Annotated in this window: 25 protein-coding genes; 5 read left to right on the top strand and 20 right to left on the bottom strand. The window is 48.7% G+C overall.

Features of this window, described 5'->3' with window-relative positions; translation table 11 throughout:
• Positions 1-71: 71 nt before the first annotated feature.
• The 3 genes from LQE92_RS08700 to LQE92_RS14690 all read left to right on the top strand — a co-directional run bounded on the left by LQE92_RS08700 (position 72) and on the right by LQE92_RS14690 (position 1,362).
• A complete protein-coding gene (locus LQE92_RS08700) occupies positions 72-443 on the top strand; it encodes a replication initiator protein A (RefSeq protein ID WP_231062576.1) in 372 nt (123 codons plus the stop codon).
• Between the two features lie 271 nt (positions 444-714).
• Positions 715-1,056 (top strand): recombinase family protein, encoded by a 342-nt coding sequence (locus tag LQE92_RS08695; RefSeq protein ID WP_331001272.1) that lies wholly within the window; start codon positions 715-717, stop codon positions 1,054-1,056.
• A gap of 24 nt (positions 1,057-1,080) precedes the next feature.
• Positions 1,081-1,362: a DUF4368 domain-containing protein gene (locus LQE92_RS14690; RefSeq protein ID WP_408611448.1), complete on the top strand. Its 282-nt coding sequence runs from the start codon at positions 1,081-1,083 to the stop codon at positions 1,360-1,362.
• Here the strand turns inward: LQE92_RS14690 and LQE92_RS08690 are convergent.
• The 5 genes from LQE92_RS08690 to LQE92_RS08670 form a co-directional block, all read right to left on the bottom strand.
• Positions 1,289-2,083 (bottom strand): hypothetical protein, encoded by a 795-nt coding sequence (locus LQE92_RS08690; protein WP_231062575.1) that lies wholly within the window; start codon positions 2,081-2,083, stop codon positions 1,289-1,291. The two genes, LQE92_RS14690 and LQE92_RS08690, sit on opposite strands and share 74 nt — an antisense overlap.
• Complete coding sequence (locus tag LQE92_RS08685; protein ID WP_231062574.1) at positions 2,077-2,781, bottom strand: ABC transporter ATP-binding protein; 705 nt, start codon at positions 2,779-2,781, stop codon at positions 2,077-2,079. The genes LQE92_RS08690 and LQE92_RS08685 overlap by 7 nt, the downstream gene beginning before the upstream one ends.
• 138 nt (positions 2,782-2,919) lie before the next feature.
• Positions 2,920-5,004: an ATP-dependent DNA helicase RecG gene (recG, locus tag LQE92_RS08680; protein WP_231062573.1), complete on the bottom strand. Its 2,085-nt coding sequence runs from the start codon at positions 5,002-5,004 to the stop codon at positions 2,920-2,922.
• 88 nt (positions 5,005-5,092) lie between these two features.
• Entirely contained in the window at positions 5,093-6,772 is a 1,680-nt protein-coding gene (locus tag LQE92_RS08675; protein ID WP_231062572.1) for a DAK2 domain-containing protein, read from the bottom strand.
• A gap of 18 nt (positions 6,773-6,790) precedes the next feature.
• Complete coding sequence (locus tag LQE92_RS08670; protein WP_147596404.1) at positions 6,791-7,150, bottom strand: Asp23/Gls24 family envelope stress response protein; 360 nt, start codon at positions 7,148-7,150, stop codon at positions 6,791-6,793.
• Positions 7,151-7,375: 225 nt separating this feature from the next.
• Here LQE92_RS08670 and rpmB point away from each other — a divergent pair, with 225 nt between their 5' ends.
• A complete protein-coding gene (gene rpmB, locus LQE92_RS08665; protein ID WP_231062571.1) occupies positions 7,376-7,561 on the top strand; it encodes a 50S ribosomal protein L28 in 186 nt (61 codons plus the stop codon).
• Between the two features lie 70 nt (positions 7,562-7,631).
• On the opposite strand, the gene LQE92_RS08660 is transcribed toward rpmB, so the two are convergent.
• The 11 genes from LQE92_RS08660 to LQE92_RS08610 form a co-directional block, all read right to left on the bottom strand.
• Positions 7,632-7,772, bottom strand: coding sequence for a hypothetical protein (locus LQE92_RS08660; RefSeq protein ID WP_231062570.1), 141 nt, complete (start codon positions 7,770-7,772; stop codon positions 7,632-7,634).
• 77 nt (positions 7,773-7,849) lie between these two features.
• On the bottom strand, positions 7,850-8,254 hold the full coding sequence (locus LQE92_RS08655; RefSeq protein WP_147596406.1) for a GerW family sporulation protein: 405 nt from the start codon (positions 8,252-8,254) through the stop codon (positions 7,850-7,852).
• A 38-nt stretch (positions 8,255-8,292) separates the two neighbouring features.
• Positions 8,293-9,285: a hypothetical protein gene (locus LQE92_RS08650; RefSeq protein WP_231062569.1), complete on the bottom strand. Its 993-nt coding sequence runs from the start codon at positions 9,283-9,285 to the stop codon at positions 8,293-8,295.
• A gap of 16 nt (positions 9,286-9,301) precedes the next feature.
• Complete coding sequence (locus LQE92_RS08645; RefSeq protein ID WP_231062568.1) at positions 9,302-9,667, bottom strand: hypothetical protein; 366 nt, start codon at positions 9,665-9,667, stop codon at positions 9,302-9,304.
• 54 nt (positions 9,668-9,721) lie between these two features.
• Entirely contained in the window at positions 9,722-10,975 is a 1,254-nt protein-coding gene (locus LQE92_RS08640; protein WP_231062567.1) for a competence/damage-inducible protein A, read from the bottom strand.
• Between the two features lie 2 nt (positions 10,976-10,977).
• Complete coding sequence (gene pgsA / locus LQE92_RS08635) at positions 10,978-11,517, bottom strand: CDP-diacylglycerol--glycerol-3-phosphate 3-phosphatidyltransferase (RefSeq protein WP_231062610.1); 540 nt, start codon at positions 11,515-11,517, stop codon at positions 10,978-10,980.
• On the bottom strand, positions 11,501-12,844 hold the full coding sequence (gene rimO / locus LQE92_RS08630; protein WP_231062566.1) for a 30S ribosomal protein S12 methylthiotransferase RimO: 1,344 nt from the start codon (positions 12,842-12,844) through the stop codon (positions 11,501-11,503). Before rimO ends, pgsA begins: the two co-directional genes overlap by 17 nt.
• 93 nt (positions 12,845-12,937) lie before the next feature.
• Positions 12,938-13,195, bottom strand: a complete 258-nt coding sequence (gene rpoZ, locus LQE92_RS08625) for a DNA-directed RNA polymerase subunit omega (protein WP_147596411.1) — start codon at positions 13,193-13,195, stop codon at positions 12,938-12,940.
• Positions 13,196-13,831 (bottom strand): guanylate kinase, encoded by a 636-nt coding sequence (gene gmk / locus LQE92_RS08620; RefSeq protein ID WP_231062565.1) that lies wholly within the window; start codon positions 13,829-13,831, stop codon positions 13,196-13,198.
• Positions 13,824-14,105, bottom strand: a complete 282-nt coding sequence (locus LQE92_RS08615; RefSeq protein ID WP_147596413.1) for a DUF370 domain-containing protein — start codon at positions 14,103-14,105, stop codon at positions 13,824-13,826. Before LQE92_RS08615 ends, gmk begins: the two co-directional genes overlap by 8 nt.
• A gap of 14 nt (positions 14,106-14,119) precedes the next feature.
• Positions 14,120-14,998, bottom strand: a complete 879-nt coding sequence (locus LQE92_RS08610; protein WP_231062564.1) for a YicC/YloC family endoribonuclease — start codon at positions 14,996-14,998, stop codon at positions 14,120-14,122.
• Between the two features lie 195 nt (positions 14,999-15,193).
• On the opposite strand from LQE92_RS08610, the gene LQE92_RS08605 reads away from it, so the two are divergent.
• On the top strand, positions 15,194-16,942 hold the full coding sequence (locus LQE92_RS08605) for an Rqc2 family fibronectin-binding protein (RefSeq protein ID WP_231062563.1): 1,749 nt from the start codon (positions 15,194-15,196) through the stop codon (positions 16,940-16,942).
• Between the two features lie 2 nt (positions 16,943-16,944).
• Here the strand turns inward: LQE92_RS08605 and hflC are convergent, their stop codons facing one another.
• The 4 genes from hflC to ftsY all read right to left on the bottom strand — a co-directional run bounded on the left by hflC (position 16,945) and on the right by ftsY (position 21,464).
• Positions 16,945-17,811 (bottom strand): protease modulator HflC, encoded by an 867-nt coding sequence (gene hflC, locus LQE92_RS08600; RefSeq protein WP_231062562.1) that lies wholly within the window; start codon positions 17,809-17,811, stop codon positions 16,945-16,947.
• A 28-nt stretch (positions 17,812-17,839) separates the two neighbouring features.
• Entirely contained in the window at positions 17,840-18,937 is a 1,098-nt protein-coding gene (hflK, locus tag LQE92_RS08595) for an FtsH protease activity modulator HflK (protein ID WP_231062561.1), read from the bottom strand.
• A gap of 333 nt (positions 18,938-19,270) precedes the next feature.
• Positions 19,271-20,497, bottom strand: a complete 1,227-nt coding sequence (gene ilvA, locus LQE92_RS08590; protein WP_231062560.1) for a threonine ammonia-lyase — start codon at positions 20,495-20,497, stop codon at positions 19,271-19,273.
• 31 nt (positions 20,498-20,528) lie between these two features.
• On the bottom strand, positions 20,529-21,464 hold the full coding sequence (gene ftsY, locus LQE92_RS08585; protein ID WP_231062559.1) for a signal recognition particle-docking protein FtsY: 936 nt from the start codon (positions 21,462-21,464) through the stop codon (positions 20,529-20,531).
• Between the last annotated feature and the right edge of the window lie 46 nt (positions 21,465-21,510).

The raw sequence follows: 21,510 nt of genomic DNA, 5'->3' as shown, positions 1-21,510 counted from the left end.
GAAAAGTAAGTTAAAGAGAAGATAGTAAAACAATCAATCAAATCAGTCAGATGGATGGAAAGGATGGAATCATGAACGACAATACTCTTTATCCCTTGACGTACGACACACCCACGCCCGCCTATCTCCCGTTCCCCCGCTTCCTGGTAGCTCTGGAAATCTCCAACGATGCCAGGCTGCTCTACGCCCTGCTGTTCGACCGGGCCAATCTCTCCAGGGAGAACGGCTACCTGGAACCGGACGGAACGGTACGCCTTTACTTCACCGTGGAGGAAGCTAAGAACAAGCTGCGCCTCAGTCGCCAGGTGGCCACCCGCGCCTTTCAGGAGCTGGAAGCCTGCGGGCTGATCGTGCGCAAAAAGCAGGGCCTAGGCAGGCCGGCGAAGATCACGCTGAATATCCCTGTGGCCGAAAAGAAAGGAGGACACACGAATGACAGATAACAAGCATTTGCTGGAAGAATTGGAGCCGGAGGCTGTGGAGCGCATTGCCCGGCACTATCAGGACGGCGCGTTTGTCTTTGAACTGGACGCGGACGAGTAAACCGTCACAGAGGGAAACACGGTCTATCACCTGCTCCCCCGTTACGCGGACAAGGGCGCGGAGAGCGTCGTGAGCAAGCTGCGCCGCATTATGGAACGGGAGCTGGAAGAAAAAGAATGAAAAGGGCTGCAAAACCTCAACCGGAGCGTTACAATAGAGGCAACCGTTCGCTTGGCTGCCAATCCCGTATACGGGAGGAAAGGAGCTGTTTATGAACCAGCAGCCAGACGTGTCCCCGAATGGGGGGAAATCACAGCACTATACTGCCGTTTGAGCCAGGACGACGCCCTGGACGGCGAGAGCAATTCTATTACCAATCAAAAGGCTTTACTGTCGAAGTATGCCGCCGACCACGGCCTCAAAAATACCGTCTTTTTCGTGGACGACGGGTACAGCGGGACGAGTTTTAACCGCCCCGGCTTTCAGGAGATGATGAAGAATGTCTTTCAGCATCTCCTGGGTGAAATCCTCCCGGAACATCCGCACATAGGTCAGGGTGCGCCGGATGCATGAGAGCACCAGCCGGTGGACAGATACATGGAGATACAAGAGCTGGACGCCGCCCTCCTGAACGAACTAGTGAGTAAAATTGTGGTGCACAGCCCGGAGCGAATCGGCGGGAAGAAGCATGTCACCATTGAAGTCTACTTTACCTATGTGGGCAAAATCCGCATCCCGCTCCAGATTGGGAGAGAAGCCCTCAACCAAGCAGAACCGGACTCTCTCTTTATTTATCGCAACAGCCTCATTCCAAATTCAGCCTATGCTTTAAAATGCAGTAAGAACCAATGTATCCTCCTGCTGCTACCGCGGTCTTAAACAATATAGAAGCAAGATTCGTCACGGTGAAATACAAGGTGGAACCGTAGGAGCCGTCAAGAAGGCTGATAAAAATCGTACTGCCAAGCGCTGAAATCATCCCCAGCACAATATTCGTTCCTATATAGATGCCGATAGCCGCCAGGACTCTGTGTTTTGATACCAGCTGGCCGACACAGATGGAAAAATAAATCACCAATACCATCTGGATGACAGAGACCAGTCCGTTCAGGACATACAAAATCGCGATAAAAGGATTATAGAGCTTAACTGCTTCAAACAGCCTCTCTGCAAAACTCACCATGGGATATCCCCACATATCGGTTCCCGCAGTCAGTATCACTCCGGACAAAGCCAGAATCACAAAGCTGACAATCAGCAGGGTCACACCGCTGATAATTTTTGAAATCAGGTGGGAATGATAGGACACCGGCAGGGTAAAGGAAAGATATCCCTCGTTTCCCATCAGATTTTTGTAAAAGCGCATGGCGATCATAAGATACGTCAGCACCATCAGAGCGCCGCAGCCAATGAAATACATGACGACGGATCCCATAACGGTCATCATAGAAAGAACGTCATTATCGAAAGCCGGGTAATCAATATCCACCATGGAAATGGAAACACGCGCTAAGAATGTGATGCCGATAAAAACCGCATACATGAGCAGAAAATAATAAAGATTGGATCTATAGTCGTATTTTAACAGCTTGCCTAACATCTGAACACCTCCCGGAACACGGCATCAATGGAACAGCCCTTCGTCTTTCTCAAATCCTCGGCCTGGGCGGCCATCACCACGTTTCCATTCTTTAAAAATATCACATCATCGAGAATCTGCTCCACATCTGCGATCAGATGGGTGGAGATCAGAATCGTCGCTTCCGGATTATAATTGGATACGATGGTACTCAAAATATAGTCCCTGGCAGCAGGGTCTACCCCGCCGATCGGCTCATCAAGCACATACAGACTGGCATTTCTGCTCATAACCATGATAAGCTGGACCTTTTCCTTGGTCCCTTTCGACATGGTCTTCATCCTGTCCTGCGGATTGATATTCAGTCTTTTCAACATTTCATAAGCCCGCGTAGTATCAAAATCATCATAGAAATCGCGAAAATAATCGATGATCTGATGAATCCTCATGGATTTATTCAGATATGTCACCTCCGGCAGATACGAAATGATACGTTTTGTCTCCTCCCCTACCGGGTAACCGCCGATATAAAGCTCGCCTTTTTCTGGCGTCAGCAGTCCGTTGATCAGCTTGATAAACGTCGTCTTTCCGCTTCCGTTCGGACCCAGAAGCCCAATGATCCTTCCTTTGCCCAGAGATAAGCTCACTCCTTTTAAGGCATTTGTTCTTCCGCCGTCATAAGACTTTTCCAGATTCCTGCATTCAAGTATAGAAGCCACTTTTATTATCTCCTTTATTCAAAATTCCTGCATTACCAAACAAACAGCCTTTAAAAGGCATTTGTTTTATTATAGCATTCTTTCATACAGCTGTATATTCTTCTTTTTCAATCTTAAGAATCCTTCGCCAATTTTCATTTATAAAGACAGCGCGCTGTCTGCCCTCCGCATCAGCTGAAGTTCGATCTTCTGGCGGAGCACCCGGTATTTATCCGAGGAAAGGTCCTGATCTTCCGACAGGACAGTCTCCGCAGCTTCCGCCGTTTCTTTTAGAATGTCCGCGTCTGTAAAGACATCTCCAATGGAAAATTCCATCAGGCCGCTTTGACGGATTCCAAAGATATCGCCCGGCCCTCTCATCTTCAGATCCTCTGAGGCAATATAAAATCCGTCATTGGATTTATTCAGAATCTCCAAGCGCTTGTTTTTTTCTTCATCCTCCGAGCCGTTTACAAAAATGCAGTAGGACTGAGAACTCCCGCGCCCCACGCGTCCCCTGAGCTGGTGGAGCTGGGCCAGTCCAAACCGTTCCGCGTTCTCCACCAGCATCACCGTAGCGTTCGGCACATCGATCCCCACCTCGATCACAGTGGTAGACACCAGTACCTGGATCCGGTTTTCGGCAAAGGCCTCCATGATCTCCTCTTTTTCAGCGCCGCTCATCCTGCCGTGGAGGTATTCCACTTTGATGGAGAGAGGAAAAATGCTCTGGAGCTTTCTGGCATAATCTATGACATTTTCTCCGTCCATCTGTTCACTTTCCTCAACCATCGGACATATGACATATGCCTGATGCCCTTTTTTAACTTCTCCCTCTATGAACTGATAGGCTTTTTTCCTGTACGGAACTCCGACGACACAGTTTTTGATGGGAAGCCTCCGCGCCGGCAGCTCGTCTATGACGGAAATATCCAGATCACCATACAAAATGATCGCCAAAGTTCTGGGGATTGGCGTAGCGCTCATGACAAGGACGTGAGGCTCGCCTCCTTTTTCAGAAAACAGTTTCCGCTGGCGGACGCCAAACCTGTGCTGTTCATCTGTGATTACCAGGCCAAGGCTGTCATACACCACTTTTTCCTGTATAAGGGCATGGGTTCCTACAATGATATCCGCTTCATGGGAAGCAATCTTTTCATATACCTCCCGTTTTTCCCTGGCAGACATGGAACCAGTCAGCAGTACGATGTTCTTTTCGATGCCATGATTGGAAAAAATCGCGGTAATCGATTCATAATGCTGTTTCGCCAGCACCTCCGTCGGCGCCATCATAGCTCCCTGGTAACCGTTTTCCACCACGGCAAGCAGCGCAAGGACCGCCACTATTGTCTTGCCAGAGCCCACATCTCCTTGTACCAGACGGCTCATCAGGCTCTTTCCTTTCATATCCCGAAAGATATCCCGCAGCGTTTCCTTCTGTCCGCCGGTGAGCGCGTATGGAAGTTCCCTTTCCAGTCTCTCCGCCTCTTCTAAAGCATTGACAGGAAATCCGTTCTTTTTCCGTTCGCTGCTTCCCCGCAAAAGTCTGAGAGCAAGTATGAACAGAAAGAATTCATCAAAGACGAGCCGTTTCCTCGCAAACAGAAGTTCTTGTTCATCTTTCGGAAAATGTATCGTCCGCAGGGCAAAATTATATTCTGCCAGTTCTTCCTTCTTCCTTATCCAATCAGGCAGATAATCCTTTTGTACTGGCAGCGCTTCTAAAGCCTGGTATACTGCCTTCATCATTGCTTTATTGGTAAGCCCCGCCGTAAGATTGTAAACCGGCTGCCTGGTATGCAGAAGTTTTTCATATTCGTCATGTCCAAGGACAACCGCCTGCTCCATACACAGACCATATTGATTCCGCACCACCCTGCCGCGGAAGATGTAACGTCCGCCCGGTTTAAGAGCATTGACCAGATAAGGCATATTGAACCAGACAGCCTTTAAGGATCCACTGCCGTCCTGCAGGACAGCTGCCGTCACCTTTATCCTGGATGCCGGCTTCACTTCCGGTCGTCTGGCCACTGTGGCATCCACTGAGTAGATTCCGGGAACGGAGATATCCCCGACAGCTGCCACGGGTTCATAACGGTCATAGTCCCTGGGATAGGCATGGATCAGATCCTCAATGTTTCGTATTCCCAGCTTCTCCATGAGCCTGGCGGTTTTTTCCCCAACTCCCTTTATGGCTGTCACCGAATCCGTAAGCTTCATTTCGTCATCCTCCAAAACATCCATAAGACTTTCCCATTGTATTAAAAAGGATTGCCGCCCCACGGCAATCCTCTTCTTTCTCTAAAAACTCTGATGTTCTACTCTCTGCAGATCACTCTACGGAAATCACATAATAATAAATCGGCTGGCCGCCGAAATGCAGCTCAATATCCACATCGGGATGCCGTTCTTCAGCTCTTGCCCGGAATGCGTCTGCCGCCTCCGGCTCCACATCCGCTCCGTAATATATGCTCACCAGCTCCGTATCTTCATCCAGCATGGCATCCAAAAGCGCCAGAGAGGTTTCTGCGATATCTTTACCCTCTGCAAGAATCGCTTTGTCGCCGATACCCATGATGTCGCCTTCTTTAATGTCAAAACCATCAAGGAAAGTATCTCTCACCGCATAAGTCACCTGTCCTGTCTTAACCCTGGACATCTCTTCTATCATCGCCGCCTTATTTTCCTCAACAGAAAGCTCCGGAATATAATTGATGATCGCCGTGATGCCCTGCGGCACCGTTTTAGACGGAATCACGACTATTTTCTTGTCCTCTGTCAGATGCATAGCCTGTTCCGCCGCCAGAATGATGTTCTTATTGTTGGGGAAGATATAGACCGTATCGGCGTTTACATGTTCAATGGCATTCAGCATATCCTCCGTGCTGGGATTCATCGTCTGTCCGCCTTCAATCAGATAATCCACATTCAGGCCCTTGAATATCTCATTAAGCCCTTCTCCGATAGAAACTGCGATGAAGCCCACCGCTTTTCTCGGCTCCAGCTTCTTTGCCGTCAGCTTTGTCTCTTCCAGAGCTTTCTGCTCCTCCGCCAGCTTCGCGGCATCCTTGATAAGCTTCTCCTGATGCTCTTCTCTCATATTGTCAATCTTCATTTTGGAAAGGGATCCGTACGTCAACGCCCTCTGGATAGCCAGTCCCGGGTCATTGGTATGTACGTGTACCTTTACCAGACCGTCGTCAGAAACCAGCACGATAGAATCTCCGATGGATTCCAAAAACCCTTTGAATTCCATCTCCGTATTCTCATCATACTCCTTTTCCAGATTGATGATAAACTCCGTACAATAACCATATTTAATTTCAAATTCATCCGCAGCAGGCTTTACAGTGCCCGAAGAAACAGAAGGCTCTCCCGCATCCAAAGAAATCTCTTTTCCCAGGAATCCGTCGAACGCACCCTTCATGACCTGCATCAGACCCTGTCCGCCGGAATCTACGACCCCTGCCTGTTTTAATACCGGAAGCATCTCCGGAGTCTGGCTGAGCACCAGATCCCCATGCTCGATGATCTCTCTTAGAAAGACCTCCATATCCTCCGTTTCATCGGCAAGTTCCATGGCTTTATCCGCAATGCCCTTCGCCACTGTCAGGATCGTGCCCTCTTTGGGCTTCATCACTGCTTTATAAGCCGTCTCCGTAGCCCTCTGAAACGCCCTGGCAAGCACCTGGGCCGTGATGATATCGACCGTCTTTATCTCCTTTGTCAGTCCTCTGAAAAGCTGGGACAAAATAACGCCCGAATTCCCCCTCGCCCCTCTTAAAGAGCCGGAAGAAATTGCCTTGGCCAGATTTTCCATGGTCGGCGTTTCGATCGCCTGTACTTCTCTTGCCGCAGACATGATTGTAAGAGTCATATTAGTCCCCGTATCTCCGTCGGGAACAGGAAATACGTTCAGTTCATTTATCCATTCTTTTTTGCTCTCCAGACCCTGTGCTCCTGCCAGAAACATGGTTTTCAAAAGAGCCGCATCAATTGCATTTACAGCCACAACAGTGTTCCTCCTTGATTAACAGTCTATTACCCGGACGCCCTCTACGAAGATATTGACCTTCTCGACTTCTATGCCCGTGAACTTCTCAACTTTGTATTTCACATTTTCTATGAGATTGTCCGCCACGGCTGAAATAGATACACCATAAGATACAATCACATGGAAACTCAGATGAAGCTTGTTTTCCATTACCTCCACATTAATTCCATGGGTCAGGCTGTCCTTTCTCAGGAGCTTTACCAGGCCGTCCTTCATACTAACCGCCGCCATGCCAACGATACCGAAGCATTCCACCGCCACGCTGCCCGCGTATTTCGCAATGACATCTGTATCAATCAAGATTTCGCCCATCATGTTATTGATCCGACATTTCATAAGCTGACCTCCATTATTTTCCTCATGCAGTACAGAAACCCATAAATTACCGCACTGCACCTATCTTAGAGTATTATACCCTTTTCCTGGCAAAAATGAAATATAAATTTTTTAAAATTTTAAAGTGAATTTACTTGCTTTTTTCCCTGATATCTGATATTATGTTTAATGTTATGGGTCTGGCATGGACGGAAGCCGGCCAAATCTGTATAAGGAGGTGCTATCATGGCGAAATGTGCAATCTGTGAGAAAGGCGCTCACTTCGGAAATAAGGTGAGCCATTCCAATAGAAAATCCAACAAGATGTGGAGATCAAACGTAAAATCCGTAAGAGTCAAGGTAAACGGCGGCACAAGAAAAATGTACGTATGTACATCCTGTTTGAAATCCGGCCTGGTAGAAAGAGCTTAATCTGAAAGTATTAAAAAAGGACAATCCTGCGGGATTGTCCTTTTAAGTTTTATTCCTTTTCTTTGCGGCCTCAGCAGCCGCAGAACAGATAATACCCTCCGGCAATGGATCCCGCCATCAGGCAGATGCTGAAGAAATTATTAGGCAAAATTAGATAAAGCAACATGCCGATTCCCATCCAGAATAGGCAGAGGCCAATCAGTCTTTTCATATCCTCCCCCCTGCCGCAGCTTTTTCTATCTGCTATCATCCTATGCAGGGGACAGGCCTGATATGCAAGGCCCGTTTTTATTCTGCAGAATCAAAGGCATCATCCGGAATGTCCACGTCCATATCCTTTTCCTTTTTATCCGATTTTGTAAATTTATTGATGAAATCAGGCACCATATCAAGTATCTTTGTCACGCTGTCCTGATTCTTCACATTGACCAGCTTGGAATGTCCGTTTTGAATGACGAGTACCGCGCTGGGAGTAATCTTTCCGGTCATGCCGCCTGCACTGTTATTCTTACTGTCTCCGGCAAAAGCCCCCGCACCGACGCCAAAGGATACGTCTACCAGGGGAAGGATGATCGTATCGTCAAGGTGGATGGCGTCCCCCACCACCGTTTTTGTGGTGATAAAGCCGTCCATTCCCTTGAACAGATTTTCCACGGTATTTCCAAATGTATTCTTTTCTTTATCTGCTGACATAAATATTCCTCCTTATTCCAATCTGTTCCCTCTGCCGGTCAGCTCAGATTCTCCCTGAGCTTCTGTCCCCGTTTCATGAAAGCCCTGAATTTTTTGTTGAACCACACTCTCATTGCTATTATGAGCAGAGAAAAAGCTCTTATTCTACCTTTAAAATTAAGTTCCCCCGACACATGGTTCCTGTTTTCAAAAAGCGGCGTCACCCGAATCCGGTCCTTTAAAAACGGATACAGGAATCCAAGTCCCATCAGGACTCTTCCAGTCGCCGCAGGATCCTCCAGGCTGAAGGCCACGCTCCCGGAGAGCTTTCTGGGAAAAATATGCTTCAGCGCCTTTTTTCCTTTTGCCCAGAGAAAATGAAACATCTCTTTATTCTCTTCATCCTCAAGAAAATCCCGGACCAGATGGAACTTCTCTCCCGCCTTTTTTATCTTATCACGGAATTTTCCATAAGTATATTGAATCCTCCGGAAAAAATCCTTAAATTTTTCAGCCAGCTTCCGGAAAAAACAAATCACCTTGACGGTAAGTTTTCGGAAAAAACCTCTTTCCTCTTTTTCCTCAAGCAATCGGTCCGGCTCCTCTTCCCTCATTTCATTTCCCAGGGACTGTGCCGTCAGAGGTTCCTCCAGCTCTTCTGAATTTCCGTACTGACGCTGCCCGACAGCTTCATCTGGCATGGATACATGTATGGATTCCTCTCTGGATTCTTCACCGGCTGTTTCCTTTTTTTCGCTGCTCCGTATCGGAATACCAAACAGCTTGATTTTATACTTGACCCCATTTTCATCTGCCCGGACTCTCACTGTCACGATCCGTAAAAGCCACGACACCCGAAACCTGGCGCAATATGCCGACCCGCCTTCAAGATTCCCTTCGTCCGTTTCTCCCGCGGTGAACCGGCCTGCGGTCCTTCCCTCATATCGGAGGGGTACAAATAAGACGATCAGGATCAAGACGAGCAATATGCCCAGGACAGCCAGAATCACTATCCCAATGATTTTCAGAATGCCCCATATGATAGAAAGCACCGCATCACATCCTCACTCACCATTCTCTGTACCACTCTCTTCCATCGAATCCCTCCAAAGGAACAGAACCAAAATCGTCTCCCAGATACGCTTTTACATCTGTTGATCCGGTAGCCCGATAAGCGTCCATAACAATCGCTGCGGAAAGCTCCATGGCTTCCTGTCTGCTGCACGCGACTCCTACCACAGATACCCCGGCTTTTTTATAATACTCCTGAAGGAGCACCGGCTGAGGCAGAATATCCAGCAGATTTTCCTTGTTGGAAGGCAGCGCTATCACATACAATCTGGGATGAATCCCTCCATCCTTAAATTTCTTTATCACTGTTTTTCTCTGTTCCCTGGCCTTCTCACTCAGATACAGCTGCCGGTACCACTTCATATTTTCCTCTCCGAACAGGCGGAATTCCCAGACGCCTGCCTTTATCCCGCCAGTCTATTTTTCACTCTTATAATTTTCGATGATGCACCTGCGGAGCAAGTCCAGAGCCTGCACGACCGCCTGCTCCCGAATCTTCATCCGGTTTCCCGTAAAATGAAATTCCTTCACGAATACCTTATCCTTAATATAGCAGGAAATATAAACCAGTCCCTTCGGCTCCTCTGTGGTATTCTCAGGACCGGCAAAACCGGTCACTGCCACGCAGATATCAGAGTCTGTGGCAAAAACGCCTCCTTTTGCCATTTCCTTTGCCGTCTGTTCACTGACAGCTCCATATTTTTTCAAAGTCGCCTTGCTCACATCCAGCGTCTTTTTCTTCGCCTTATTGGAATAGGTGATAAAGCCTTCCTTAAAACATTCCGACGCCCCGGCCACGTTGATGATTCTTCCCGCCAGCATTCCTCCGGTCATGGATTCCGCCGTGGTCACGGTCAGTCCGTGTTTTTTCATGAGCTTGACTACCACATCCTCCAGATTCTCATCCTCATTTGTTGTATAGACATTTATATCAAAACGTTTCTTCAGTTCCTTTACCACAGGCTTCAGAAACTTCTTAGCCTGTTCCTCATTCTCCGCCTTCGCCGTCACCCGAAGATGTACTTCTCCGGTCTTTGCATAGGTGGCGATGGTCGGGTTCGTCTGGGCGTCGATCATATCCAGTACCATCGTCTCTGCTCTGCTCTCACCAATGCCGCATACCTTCACGATCTGAGAACATATGGTCTCCGGCTGGATACTCCTCAGATATGGCGCCACCTGCTCTGCGAACAGAGGCTTCAGTTCATTGGGCGGTCCCGGAAGAAGAACCGCAATCTTCCCCTCCGCTTCCAGAATGAGCCCGGGCGCCGTGCCGTTATGATTGTCCAGGACCTTGGCTCCCTGGGGCACAACCGCCTGCTTCCAGTTATTTTCCGTAACGTTCTTTCTTCCGGAGGCTTTGAAGTATTCTGTGATTCTCTTCTTCGTGTGTGCATCTTCCACAAGCTCAAATCCCATCACTTTGGAACAGACCTCTTTTGTGATATCATCTTCCGTGGGCCCAAGTCCGCCGGTCAGAATAATGATATCTGAACGCTTCATCGCGCGTTTGATGGCATCCGTCATACGTTTTTCATTATCACCCACAACCGTGTGGTGATATACAGACAATCCCAGGGTCGCACACTTTTGTGACAGGTACTGGGCGTTGGTATTGGAAATATTCCCCAGCAAAAGCTCTGTTCCGACAGCAAGAATCTCTACAACCATGTTCAGGCTCCTCCCTCTTTCAGTACGTTAACATTTTTCCGGATATAATCCACAAGAGAAATAATGGTCAGTGCAAGCGCTAAATATATGAATATCTGAGTCAGAATATACAGGCTCTCTATGTTCAGTATGATCAGTATGATCATGATCATCTGGGATACCGTCTTAAACTTGCCCCACATGTTGGCGGCGATCACCACGCCGTTATCCGACGCGACCAAGCGAAATCCGCTGATAATGAATTCCCTCGCCATGATGATGATAACAATCCAGGCAGCCAGCTCCCCTCTTTCCACGAAACAGATAAGGGCAGAACAGACAAGAAGCTTGTCAGCCAGGGGATCCATGAACTTTCCAAAATTTGATACCAGATGATATTTTCTGGCTATAAAGCCGTCCAGGAAATCGGTAAAGCTGGCTCCGCAGAACAAAACGAGAGCAATGATCCTGCCCGGATATCCGAGAAAATCCACCAGCATGAAAAATACAAAGAATGGAATCATCAGCACACGGAGTATCGTCAGCTTATTCGGTAAATTCATCTTCATCTATCAACTCTCCTATCAGATCATAGTCCACAGCCCCGGTCACCTTCACGCGGACGAACATCCCGCTCACCAGCTCCAGATCCGTGTTCACAAATATATATCCGTCAACTCCCGGCGCATCCATATAAGTCCTTCCCACATAAGCACTTTCATCTGCCACCTTCCCTTCTATGAATGCTTCCAGCACTCTGCCGACCATATCTTCTCCGTGGGCAAAGGCAATTTCCTGCTGAAGCTTCATGACCTGGTCCCGGCGCTCGTTTTTTTCTTCCTCGGACACTTGTCCATCCATGACGGCGGCCGGCGTATCTTCCTCCTGAGAATAAGGGAATACGCCAAGGCGGTCAAATTCCATCTCATCTACAAAATCCAAAAGTTCATCCATATCTTGCGCAGTCTCGCCGGGAAATCCGGTGATCATCGTGGTACGTATGGCAATGTCCGGTATCTCTTCCCTCAGACGGCAGATGCGCTTCGTGATCTCCTGCCGGTCAGTCTTTCTGCCCATCCGCTTCAATATCCGGTCGCTGGCGTGCTGGATGGGAATGTCCATATAATGGCATATCTTCTCTTCTTTTTTTACCACTTCTATCAGCTCATCGGTGATCTCCTCGGGATAGCAGTAAAGGAGGCGTATCCAATGGATGCCGGATATTCCGGCCAATTTTTTCAGCAGCTCCGGCAGCATCTTTTTTCCATACAGATCCACACCATAGAGGGTCGTCTCCTGAGCAACCAAAATCAGCTCCCGGACGCCTCCCTCCGACAGTTGTTCCGCTTCTTTTATAAGCTCATCGAGCGGAACGCTCCTATATCTGCCCCGGACGCTGGGAATCACACAATAGGTACAGTGTTTATCACAGCCCTCCGCAATCTTAAGATACGCATAATGACCTCCCGTTGTGACGACACGCTCCTGCATCTCCAGTCTCTGTCTGTCAAGGCTTTCAAACTCTTCGCTCTTCTTCCCTTTCAGGGTCTGCTCCACCACTTCCGTGATCTTATCGCAGGATGCCGTACCCAAGATGCCGTCTACCTCCGGAATTTCTTCCAGAACCTCACGCTTATAGCGCTGCGCCAAACAGCCGGCAGCGATCAGTACCTTGCAGCGGCCTGTCTCCTTCTGCTTTGCCATCTCTAAGAGCGTGTTGATGCTCTCCTCTTTCGCGTCGCCGATGAAGCAGCAGGTATTTACCACAATGATATCCGCCTCCGATTCATCGTCGGTAAACTGATATCCGGCTCTGCCAAGAAGGCCCAGCATCACTTCAGAATCCACCAGGTTTTTATCACACCCCAGGGATACAAACAGTATTTTCATATTGACTTCATTCCTTTTCTTCGTTTCCTCCCCTAAACATATCCCCGATTGGGAAAGCAAATCAAGCAGGCACGGACTGCCTGCCTGCGTCTGTCATTCCTCAATCTCATCCTCCGGGATATCGTCTTCACCGACGATCTTTACCTTGGTCTGGTGCAGCTCCTCGACCGCAATAGACAGCGGCTTATGGGAGGTGGTCTCCACAAGGGGCTCTTCTCCTGCGATCAGCTGTCTCGCCCTTTTTGCCGTGGCGATCACAATGGAATAACGGCTTTGGATGATCGGATGCTCACCCGGCTCCACCTCACTGTTCACTACATTTATCAAATCTGAATATGACGGATGTAACATTTATCTTTCTCCTTTCACAAATCTTTTCAGGTCGTCCCTGATACAATCGATGAGTTCCTGGTTAAGTCCGGCCTTCCGATGCTCACAGCGCATAATCTGATGAAGCTCCTCCACACAAGTTTCCAAATCATCATTGACGAGCAGATAATCGTACTGCTCCATCCCCTCGGATTCTTCCACCGCGCGTTTCAGGCGTTCTTCAATCACCGGAAGCGTCTCCGTTCCCCGCCCGACCAAACGTCTTTTAAGCGTAGCCGCATCAGGCGGTATCACAAACACCAGCACGGCATCGGGATACTGACGTTTGACATTCAGAGCTCCCTGGATCTCTATTTCCAGAATGATATCCACACCTGCCTCCAGACGTCTTTTTACATACTCCCTGGGAGTGCCGTAATGATGGCCTACATATCCTGCGTATTCGATCAGCTGTCCGCTGTCCGCCATTGCAGAAAATTCGTCCTCATTCATGAAAAAATATTCTTTTCCATTTGTCTCACCCTCCCGGGGCGCCCTGGTCGTGGCCGAGACAGACAGCGCGTAATTATCATATTTCTCTAAAAGATGCTTCACTACAGTGCCCTTTCCGACACCTGAAAAGCCGGAAACCACGAGAATAAGCCCTTCTTTACTCACAGTCTCCCTCCTTATCTGAAATTCTGTCCGGAATCCCGGATTCGTTGAACCTGCCGGCAATCGTCTCCGGCAGCAGCGCCGACAGCACTACATATCCATTGTCCATCACAATAAGACCTTTCGTCTTTCGTCCCTGTGTGGCGTCGATGCTCCGCCCTTCATCTCTGGCGGCCTGGATCAGACGCTTCCCCGGTGCGGAATCCGGGCTGACCACGGCCAGCACCTTCTCTGTATGAACCACATTGCCGTATCCGATATTAATCAGCTTTCCCACTGTAACCACCATATCTACTCAATATTTTGTATTTGTTCCCTTACTTTTTCTATCTCTGTCTTTAAATCTATGGCCGTCCCGGAAATCTCCATATCATTTGCTTTGGAAAGAATAGTATTCGCTTCCCGGTTCATCTCCTGGGCAATGAAATCCAGCTTCCTTCCTACGGCCCCGCCCTTCATGAGAGAATCCTTCATGGTCTTAATATGGCTCATAAGACGTACCGTCTCTTCATCCACGCAGATCTTATCCGCAAACAATGTGACCTCCGCAGCGATCCGGTTCTCGTCGATGCCGCTGCCCTCAAGAAGCTCTTTTACTTTGTCTTCTACCTTTTTCCTGTATTCCTGGATGATCTGAGGAGAACGCTTTTCAATCTCTCCGACCCATCCGGCCATGGTATCCAGCTTCTCGCAGAGATCTTCCTTCAGATGTCCGCCTTCCTTCGTCCGCTGCTCCACAAACTTTTCCAGAGCCCCTAAAAGCGCTTCCTTTAAAAGCAGCCAAAGTTCCTCTTCATCCTCTTCCGACTGTTCCGCGGTGATGACCTCCGGGAAACGGGAAAGAGAGGATACCTTCACATCATTCTCAATGGAAAACTGACCGCTCATCTTGGAAAATATATCCATGTATTCTCTGGCCAGCGCCTCATTGTAATTGAGTCTCACAGCCTTATCCGAGAATGTCTCACAAGAGACATAGATATCCACCTTGCCCCTTTGGATGCCGCTTTTCAAAAGGCTCCTGATATCCGCCTCAAAGGCTCCGAATTTCTTCGGCATCTTAATGCCCAAATCCAGATAACGGTGATTGACCGATTTCATCTCCACCGAAATCTTATAATCTTCATTGGACGCCTCGTATCTGCCGAAGCCTGTCATGCTCTTTACCATTGTCTCTTTGTCCTTCCAATTACCGGGGCCGTCTCCTGCTCCGATTATTTGATGTCCTGCATTTACACATAATCTAGTTTATTATAATTCATTCCCTGATACAAGTCAATGAAATGGCCTCAGGAAATTTCCTCTGGTCCCCCGTCTCTACTTGTGCTAAAATAAGGGGTATCATTATGAGGAGGTATGATTCATATGGCACTGGACGGAATCGTAATCGCCTGTATGGCAAAAGAAATGAAGGAACGCATCACGGGAGGACGGATTGCAAAGATCGCCCAGCCAGAAGCAGACGCCCTGATGCTCACCATAAAGAACCAAAAAGACACCTGGAAGCTCTTCCTATCGGCGGGAGCCAGCCTTCCCCTCGTCTATTTCACCGGGCAGAGCAAGCAGAATCCCATGACGGCCCCCAATTTCTGCATGCTTCTCCGCAAGCATATCGGAGGGGGACGCATCATCTCCGTGACACAGCCCGGACTAGAGCGGATCCTGGTGCTGGAAATCGAACATCTGGATGAAATGGGAGACTTGTGCCGGAAAAAGCTGGTTGCAGAATTCATGGGAAAACACAGTAATCTTATCTTCTGCGACAGCAATGATACCATCATTGACAGCATAAAGCATATTCCGCTTTCCGTAAGTTCCGTCCGGGAGGTACTCCCTGGCCGGCCTTATTTTATCCCCGACACCATGAAAAAAGAAAATCCCCTGTCGCTTTCCATGGAGGGCTTTATCTCCGGCGCCGCCGCCAAACCCATGGCGCTCTCAAAAGCTCTTTACACCGGATATACCGGACTGAGTCCAGTAATGGCGGAGGAGATCTGCTGCGCCGCTTCTCTGGACAGCTCCCGGCCCATCAATACTTTATCTGATCTGGAGCTGACTCATCTGTTCGGGATTTTCCAATCCTTCATGGAGGATGTGAAATGCGGGCGCTTCACCCCCTGTATCGCATATGAAGGCAGGCTCCCTGTGGAATTTTCAGCCCTGCCGCTCACGCATCTGGCGGCTTATGACCAGAAAACCTTTGATTCCATCAGTGAGGTCCTGGAATCTTATTACGCTTCCCGCGAAATAGTGACCCGTATCCGGCAAAAGTCTGCGGACCTGCGCCGGATCGTCCAGACAGCCCTGGAGCGGAACCGGAAAAAATACGATCTGCAGCTCCGCCAGCTGAAAGACACAGAAAAGCGGGACAAATTCCGTGTTTACGGCGAACTCATCAATACTTACGGCTATGAACTGGAATCCGGCGCAAAAGCCCTGAAGGCCTTGAATTATTATTCCGGCGAGACAGTCAAAATCCCTTTGGATGATACCATGACTCCTCAGGAAAATGCCAAACATTATTTTGACAAATACGGAAAACTGAAACGCACCTTTGAAGCTCTTACTGAACTCACAAAGGAGACAAAAGAAGAAATCGATTATCTGGATTCCGTCTCCTCTGCACTGGATATTGCCAGGACAGAGGAAGATCTCACACAGATCAAGGAAGAGCTCCGGGAATCCGGATATATCCGCAAACGGGGCCCGAAGGATAAAAAAACAAAAATCACCAGTATCCCGTTTCATTATCTCTCTTCAGACGGCTATCATATTTATGTCGGAAAAAACAACCTACAGAACGAGGACCTGACCTTTCACTTCGCGTCTGGGAATGATTGGTGGTTTCATGCCAAAGGCATACCTGGCTCCCACGTTATCGTCAAGGCCGAGGGAAAGGCCAGGGAGGAGCTTCCCGACCGTCTGTATGAGGAAGCCGCCCGCCTGGCCGCATATTATTCCAAAGGCCGCGAGAATGACAAGGTGGAAATCGACTACGTGGAAAAAAAGCAGGTAAAAAAAGTAAGCGGCGCAAAGCCTGGTTTTGTCATTTACCACACCAATTACTCCATGATAGCCGATCCTGACATCTCAGGTCTTACGGAAGTCAAATAATCTTAACCCTGATTCATGAATATTTCTGCTATAGGAGAATCCTTGGGAAGTATCAGCGTATTATTCCCTCCGGTCAATGAGGCCTTTGCCGCATCCAGAGAACGTACGTAGGCATAAAAATCCGCTTTGTTCTCATCGGAATAAGCGTCTGCCAGTATCTTCATGTACTCGGATTCTCCTTCTGCGATGATTCCTGCCGCCTGTGCTTTTGCATCTGACAGCATGATCTCCACTTCTTTATCCGTGGTATTCCGGATTTTCTGCGCTTCTGAATCGCCTTCTGCCTGATAAGTCGCCGCGATCTTTCCCCGTTCAGAGATCATCCTTTCATAAACTGCCTCTTTATTGTCCTCCGGAAGATCCAACTGCTTTAGCTCGATGGTCTGAAGCTCTATTCCATAGGAGTCCATAGACTCTCCCATTCCCGCCTGGATCGCCTCCTGAAGCTCACCGTCCCTGGCTGCGATCACGTCGTTCTGCGTCATATTACTGATGACATTCTTAGTGGAATTATATACCGCCGCGTCAATCCTCTGCTCCGCGCTGGTCTGAGACGAATTCAATGTCTTTGCAAACTTCAGAGGGTCTGTCACTCTCCAAAGAACATAGCTGTCTGCGATCATGGTCTTTTTATCCATGGTGATCACATCCGATTCCGGCAGATCATACAGAAGCAGCTGATTAGGAATCTTATCCGCGGATTCCAAAAAGGGAATCTTGAATGTTATCCCGGCATCCGCTATGATTCTGTCCACTTTTCCAAAACGGCGTATCAGACTGTATTCATTCTCTTTCGTTATCACAATGGACAACGCCAAAAGAACAACCGCTAAAATCCCGAGAACAACCGCTATTATCTTTTTCTTCATGATTTATGTCCTCCTAATCCTTTCCTGATCAATCCGCCGTGCCGGCGTCTGTGCCTGAGGTACCCGCGTCAGTCCCGGAAGAGCCTGTGCCGTTCCCCGCCGCGCTTCCTGCCGCAGCTGCTTGATTCCCCGTCGTTCCGCCGGACAGCTGATCCATCAGCATAGTGCTGGTGCTGTCGGTCCCGTCGATGATGACTTTCAGGTTGGGAAGCACCGCTTCCATTGTTTCATAAAACATCCTCTGTTTCGTGACCAGCGGATTCTTTACATATTCCTCATACCGGGCGTTGAACATCGATACATCCGCGTGAGCTTCATTGATACGTTTTGTCTTGGTGGATTCGGCTTCCTGCAGAATCTGATCCACATCCGCTTCTGCCTTGGGAAGCTTTTCATTCCGGTACTTATTCGCATTGTTAATGGAAGTTTCCTTCCCCTGTTTTGCGGTCTCCACATCTTTAAACGCTTCCAAAACCTCAAGTGTAGGGGGTTCGGAATCCTGTATGGTGATGTTCACCAGCTGAAGGCCGATATCCTTCTGTTCCAGCTGCTCCAGCAGCAATTCTTTTATTTTGGACTGGATTTCATTTTTTCCTGTCGTCAGAACGCTGTCCACATCGTAATTACTCACCACGCTCCTGATACAGCTCTGGGCCAGATTCCTAAGGACCTCCACCGGCTTTTCAGAAGCGAACACGGCTTTCACCGGATCCGATACACGATACTCCACATAGAAATCTATATCCACAAAATTGAAGTCGGAGGTGATCATCACCGCCTCTTCGGTCACCGACTGTCCCTCGCTGTCAAATCCTACGGAAAACCCCTGAATAGTAGTGTCCACTTTCTTCACCTGCTGTACGAAAGGAACCTTAAAATGCAGTCCGGATTCTTTTACAGATTTGGCGACTCCAAAAGTTGTGACCACCGCCTGTTCCTGTTCGTTGATGGTATAAGTAGAATTAACAGCCAGCAGGACTACCACCACTGCGGCCAGCAGGATGGCCGACACCCATTTTCCATGCTTCAGGACCTTTTTCCCTCTTCCCGATTTTTTCGGACCGTCAGAATCCGGCTCTACTACTTTCGGTCCTTTGTTAAAATAAGTTTCAAAAAAGCTTTTCATACTTAACCTCCTGTATGTATGATGACAACCTCCGAGTTACTTCCGGAGCCCGCTGCGGAGCTTCCAAGGCCTTTCTCCGGATATTTCTGTCATATAAAAGAAAAAGACCTTTACCGCAGCCGTCCGGCTGCAATAAAAGTCTTGCTATTAAGCTATCTGCGGGTTAGTCCCTAACCGTCGTGACGCAGGATAGAACATCTTCTCTTCGATGTTAGCTACTCCCTCTTATTGAGAAATAGTATACACAGAAGCGGCAGCTTTGTCAACGATAAATGGATTTCATATTTATTAACAATTCGTTACGGCATCCGTCCGCTCAAGCGCATTTTTCTGTCATGAGCCCTGGAAAATACCCTTTTGTTTAACTACCTTCGGGCGGTATCCCTTTTCCTCCAGAGCATTTACGATCTGATGCTTATGCTCAGTTCCAAAGGCCTCCAGCGTGATCCGAAGCTCCACGGCGTCATTCCTGTTGATGCTCACAAACTGATTATGCTCCAGCTTGATAACATTTCCCTGCATTCCGGCGATCACAGAGGAAACATCCACCAGCTCACCTGGCTTATCCGGCAGCAGTACAGATACTGTAAAGATCCGGTCCCTCTGGATCAGTCCGTGCTGTACGATGGAAGACATGGTGATCACATCCATATTTCCGCCACTGATGATGGACACTACTTTTTTATTTTTCACATTCAAATGCTTAAGGGCAGCTACTGTTAAAAGCCCGGAATTTTCCGCCACCATTTTGTGATTCTCAACCATATCCAAAAACGCCACGATAAGCTCCGTATCCTCCACGGTTATGATATCATCCACATTCTCCTGGATATAAGGCAGCAGAAGGTCGCCCGGCGTCTTCACAGCGGTGCCGTCCGCAATGGTATTTATTTTAGGCAGAGTGACCACCTTCCCCTGACGCAGGGATTCCTGCATGCAGTTAGCCCCGGCCGGTTCCACACCGATGACCTTAATGCTGGGATTCAGAAGTTTTGCAAGCGTGGAAACGCCAGTACAGAGTCCGCCGCCGCCGATGGGCACCAGGATATAATCCACCGTAGGTAGTTCCTTGACGATCTCCATGGCAATAGTTCCCTGTCCAGTCGCCACGGTGAGGTCATTGAAGGGATGGATAAAGGTGTATCCGTTCTCCTCCGCCAGCTGATAGGCATATTCACATGCCTCGTCGTATACGTCCCCATAAAGAACGACCTCAGCGCCATAGCTTTTAGTCCTGTTCACCTTCATAAGAGGCGTCGTGGTAGGCATCACTACGACCGCTTTTGCTCCGAACTTCTTAGCAGCATAAGCCACTCCCTGAGCATGGTTTCCGGCGGATGCAGTGATCAGGCCCTTTGCCCGCTCCTCTTCTGTCATCGTGCTGATTTTGTAATAAGCCCCCCGTACCTTATAGGCTCCTGTATACTGCAGATTTTCCGGCTTGAAATACACCTTGTTTCCGGTCTGTGCGCTGAAATACTCACTAAATACCAGCTTTGTCTCCAGTGTTACATTGCTGACGGCCTCCGCCGCCTCTTCAAATTTCTCAAGTGTCAGCATTTTCCCTTTCCCTCACTTTGTATATCGTCTCTCATAACTGTCCCATGTGGAATAAAGCATTGACAAACTCATCGGGATCAAATTTCTGCAGATCGTCCATCTGTTCGCCGATGCCGATGTATTTTACCGGAATGCCGAGCTCTGCCTGTATCGCTACGGCGATTCCCCCTTTTGCGGTACCGTCCAGCTTCGTCAGAATGATGCCGGTGATATCCGCCACCTCCCGGAATTGTCTTGCCTGCTCAAGGGCATTCTGCCCTGTGGTACCGTCCAGGACCACCAGCGTCTCTTTATACGCCTCCGGATATTCCTTATCTATGATCCTGTGGATCTTCCGAAGTTCCTCCATCAAGTTCTTTTTATTGTGAAGGCGGCCGGCGGTATCACATATCAGCACGTCCGCGTTTCTGGCTTTAGCCGCCGAAACCGCGTCATAGACCACAGCCGCCGGATCGGACCCTTCCTGCTGCGCGATGATATCCACTCCTGCCCGTACGGCCCATTCCGTCAGCTGCTCGATCGCCGCGGCACGGAACGTATCGGCCGCTGCCACCAAGACCTTCTTTTTCTCTTCCTTCAGCTGTCCGGCCAGCTTTCCCACCGAAGTAGTCTTTCCCACTCCGTTGACTCCGATTACCAGCACTACCGATTTCCTGTTCTCAAATTCATAAGCATTCTCCCCCAGGTCCATCTGCTTCTTGATGGTATCGATCAACAGCGCCTTACACTCGGACGGCTCTTTGATCTTCCGTTCCTTTACCTGAGCCTTCAGATCGTGGATGATAGATTCCGTCGTATGGATTCCAATGTCGCCCATGATCAGGGTCTCTTCGATCTCTTCATAAAAATCGTCGTCAATGGCGGAAAAACCGCTGAAGATGGAATCAATCCCCGCGACGATATTATCCCTGGTCTTACTTAGGCCGGCAACTAAGCGGCTGAAAAATCCTTTTTTCTCCTGGCTCATATATGCGCCTCCTCCGTTATACTAAATGTACACCTGTTTCTGCTAT

The organism is Lientehia hominis (assembly GCF_021044755.1).
Classification (GTDB): domain Bacteria; phylum Bacillota; class Clostridia; order Lachnospirales; family Lachnospiraceae; genus Lientehia; species Lientehia hominis.
This window is presented reverse-complemented; position numbering and strand designations above follow the sequence as displayed.

Coding starts and splice junctions, on each gene's coding strand:
- recG (WP_231062573.1), bottom strand. CDS start 5,004: ATGGATGTTTTGGAGGATGACGAAATGAAGCTTACGGATTCGGTGACA.
- rimO (WP_231062566.1), bottom strand. CDS start 12,844: ATGAAAATACTGTTTGTATCCCTGGGGTGTGATAAAAACCTGGTGGAT.
- LQE92_RS08640 (WP_231062567.1), bottom strand. CDS start 10,975: ATGGTTGTAGAGATTCTTGCTGTCGGAACAGAGCTTTTGCTGGGGAAT.
- LQE92_RS08660 (WP_231062570.1), bottom strand. CDS start 7,772: ATGAAAAGACTGATTGGCCTCTGCCTATTCTGGATGGGAATCGGCATG.
- hflC (WP_231062562.1), bottom strand. CDS start 17,811: ATGAAGAAAAAGATAATAGCGGTTGTTCTCGGGATTTTAGCGGTTGTT.
- hflK (WP_231062561.1), bottom strand. CDS start 18,937: ATGAAAAGCTTTTTTGAAACTTATTTTAACAAAGGACCGAAAGTAGTA.
- rpmB (WP_231062571.1), top strand. CDS start 7,376: ATGGCGAAATGTGCAATCTGTGAGAAAGGCGCTCACTTCGGAAATAAG.
- LQE92_RS08700 (WP_231062576.1), top strand. CDS start 72: ATGAACGACAATACTCTTTATCCCTTGACGTACGACACACCCACGCCC.
- pgsA (WP_231062610.1), bottom strand. CDS start 11,517: ATGAATTTACCGAATAAGCTGACGATACTCCGTGTGCTGATGATTCCA.
- LQE92_RS08610 (WP_231062564.1), bottom strand. CDS start 14,998: ATGGTAAAGAGCATGACAGGCTTCGGCAGATACGAGGCGTCCAATGAA.
- LQE92_RS08670 (WP_147596404.1), bottom strand. CDS start 7,150: ATGAAATGTCGGATCAATAACATGATGGGCGAAATCTTGATTGATACA.
- LQE92_RS14690 (WP_408611448.1), top strand. CDS start 1,081: ATGGAGATACAAGAGCTGGACGCCGCCCTCCTGAACGAACTAGTGAGT.
- rpoZ (WP_147596411.1), bottom strand. CDS start 13,195: ATGTTACATCCGTCATATTCAGATTTGATAAATGTAGTGAACAGTGAG.
- LQE92_RS08645 (WP_231062568.1), bottom strand. CDS start 9,667: ATGAAGTGGTACCGGCAGCTGTATCTGAGTGAGAAGGCCAGGGAACAG.
- LQE92_RS08605 (WP_231062563.1), top strand. CDS start 15,194: ATGGCACTGGACGGAATCGTAATCGCCTGTATGGCAAAAGAAATGAAG.
- LQE92_RS08655 (WP_147596406.1), bottom strand. CDS start 8,254: ATGTCAGCAGATAAAGAAAAGAATACATTTGGAAATACCGTGGAAAAT.
- ilvA (WP_231062560.1), bottom strand. CDS start 20,497: ATGCTGACACTTGAGAAATTTGAAGAGGCGGCGGAGGCCGTCAGCAAT.
- ftsY (WP_231062559.1), bottom strand. CDS start 21,464: ATGAGCCAGGAGAAAAAAGGATTTTTCAGCCGCTTAGTTGCCGGCCTA.
- LQE92_RS08690 (WP_231062575.1), bottom strand. CDS start 2,083: ATGTTAGGCAAGCTGTTAAAATACGACTATAGATCCAATCTTTATTAT.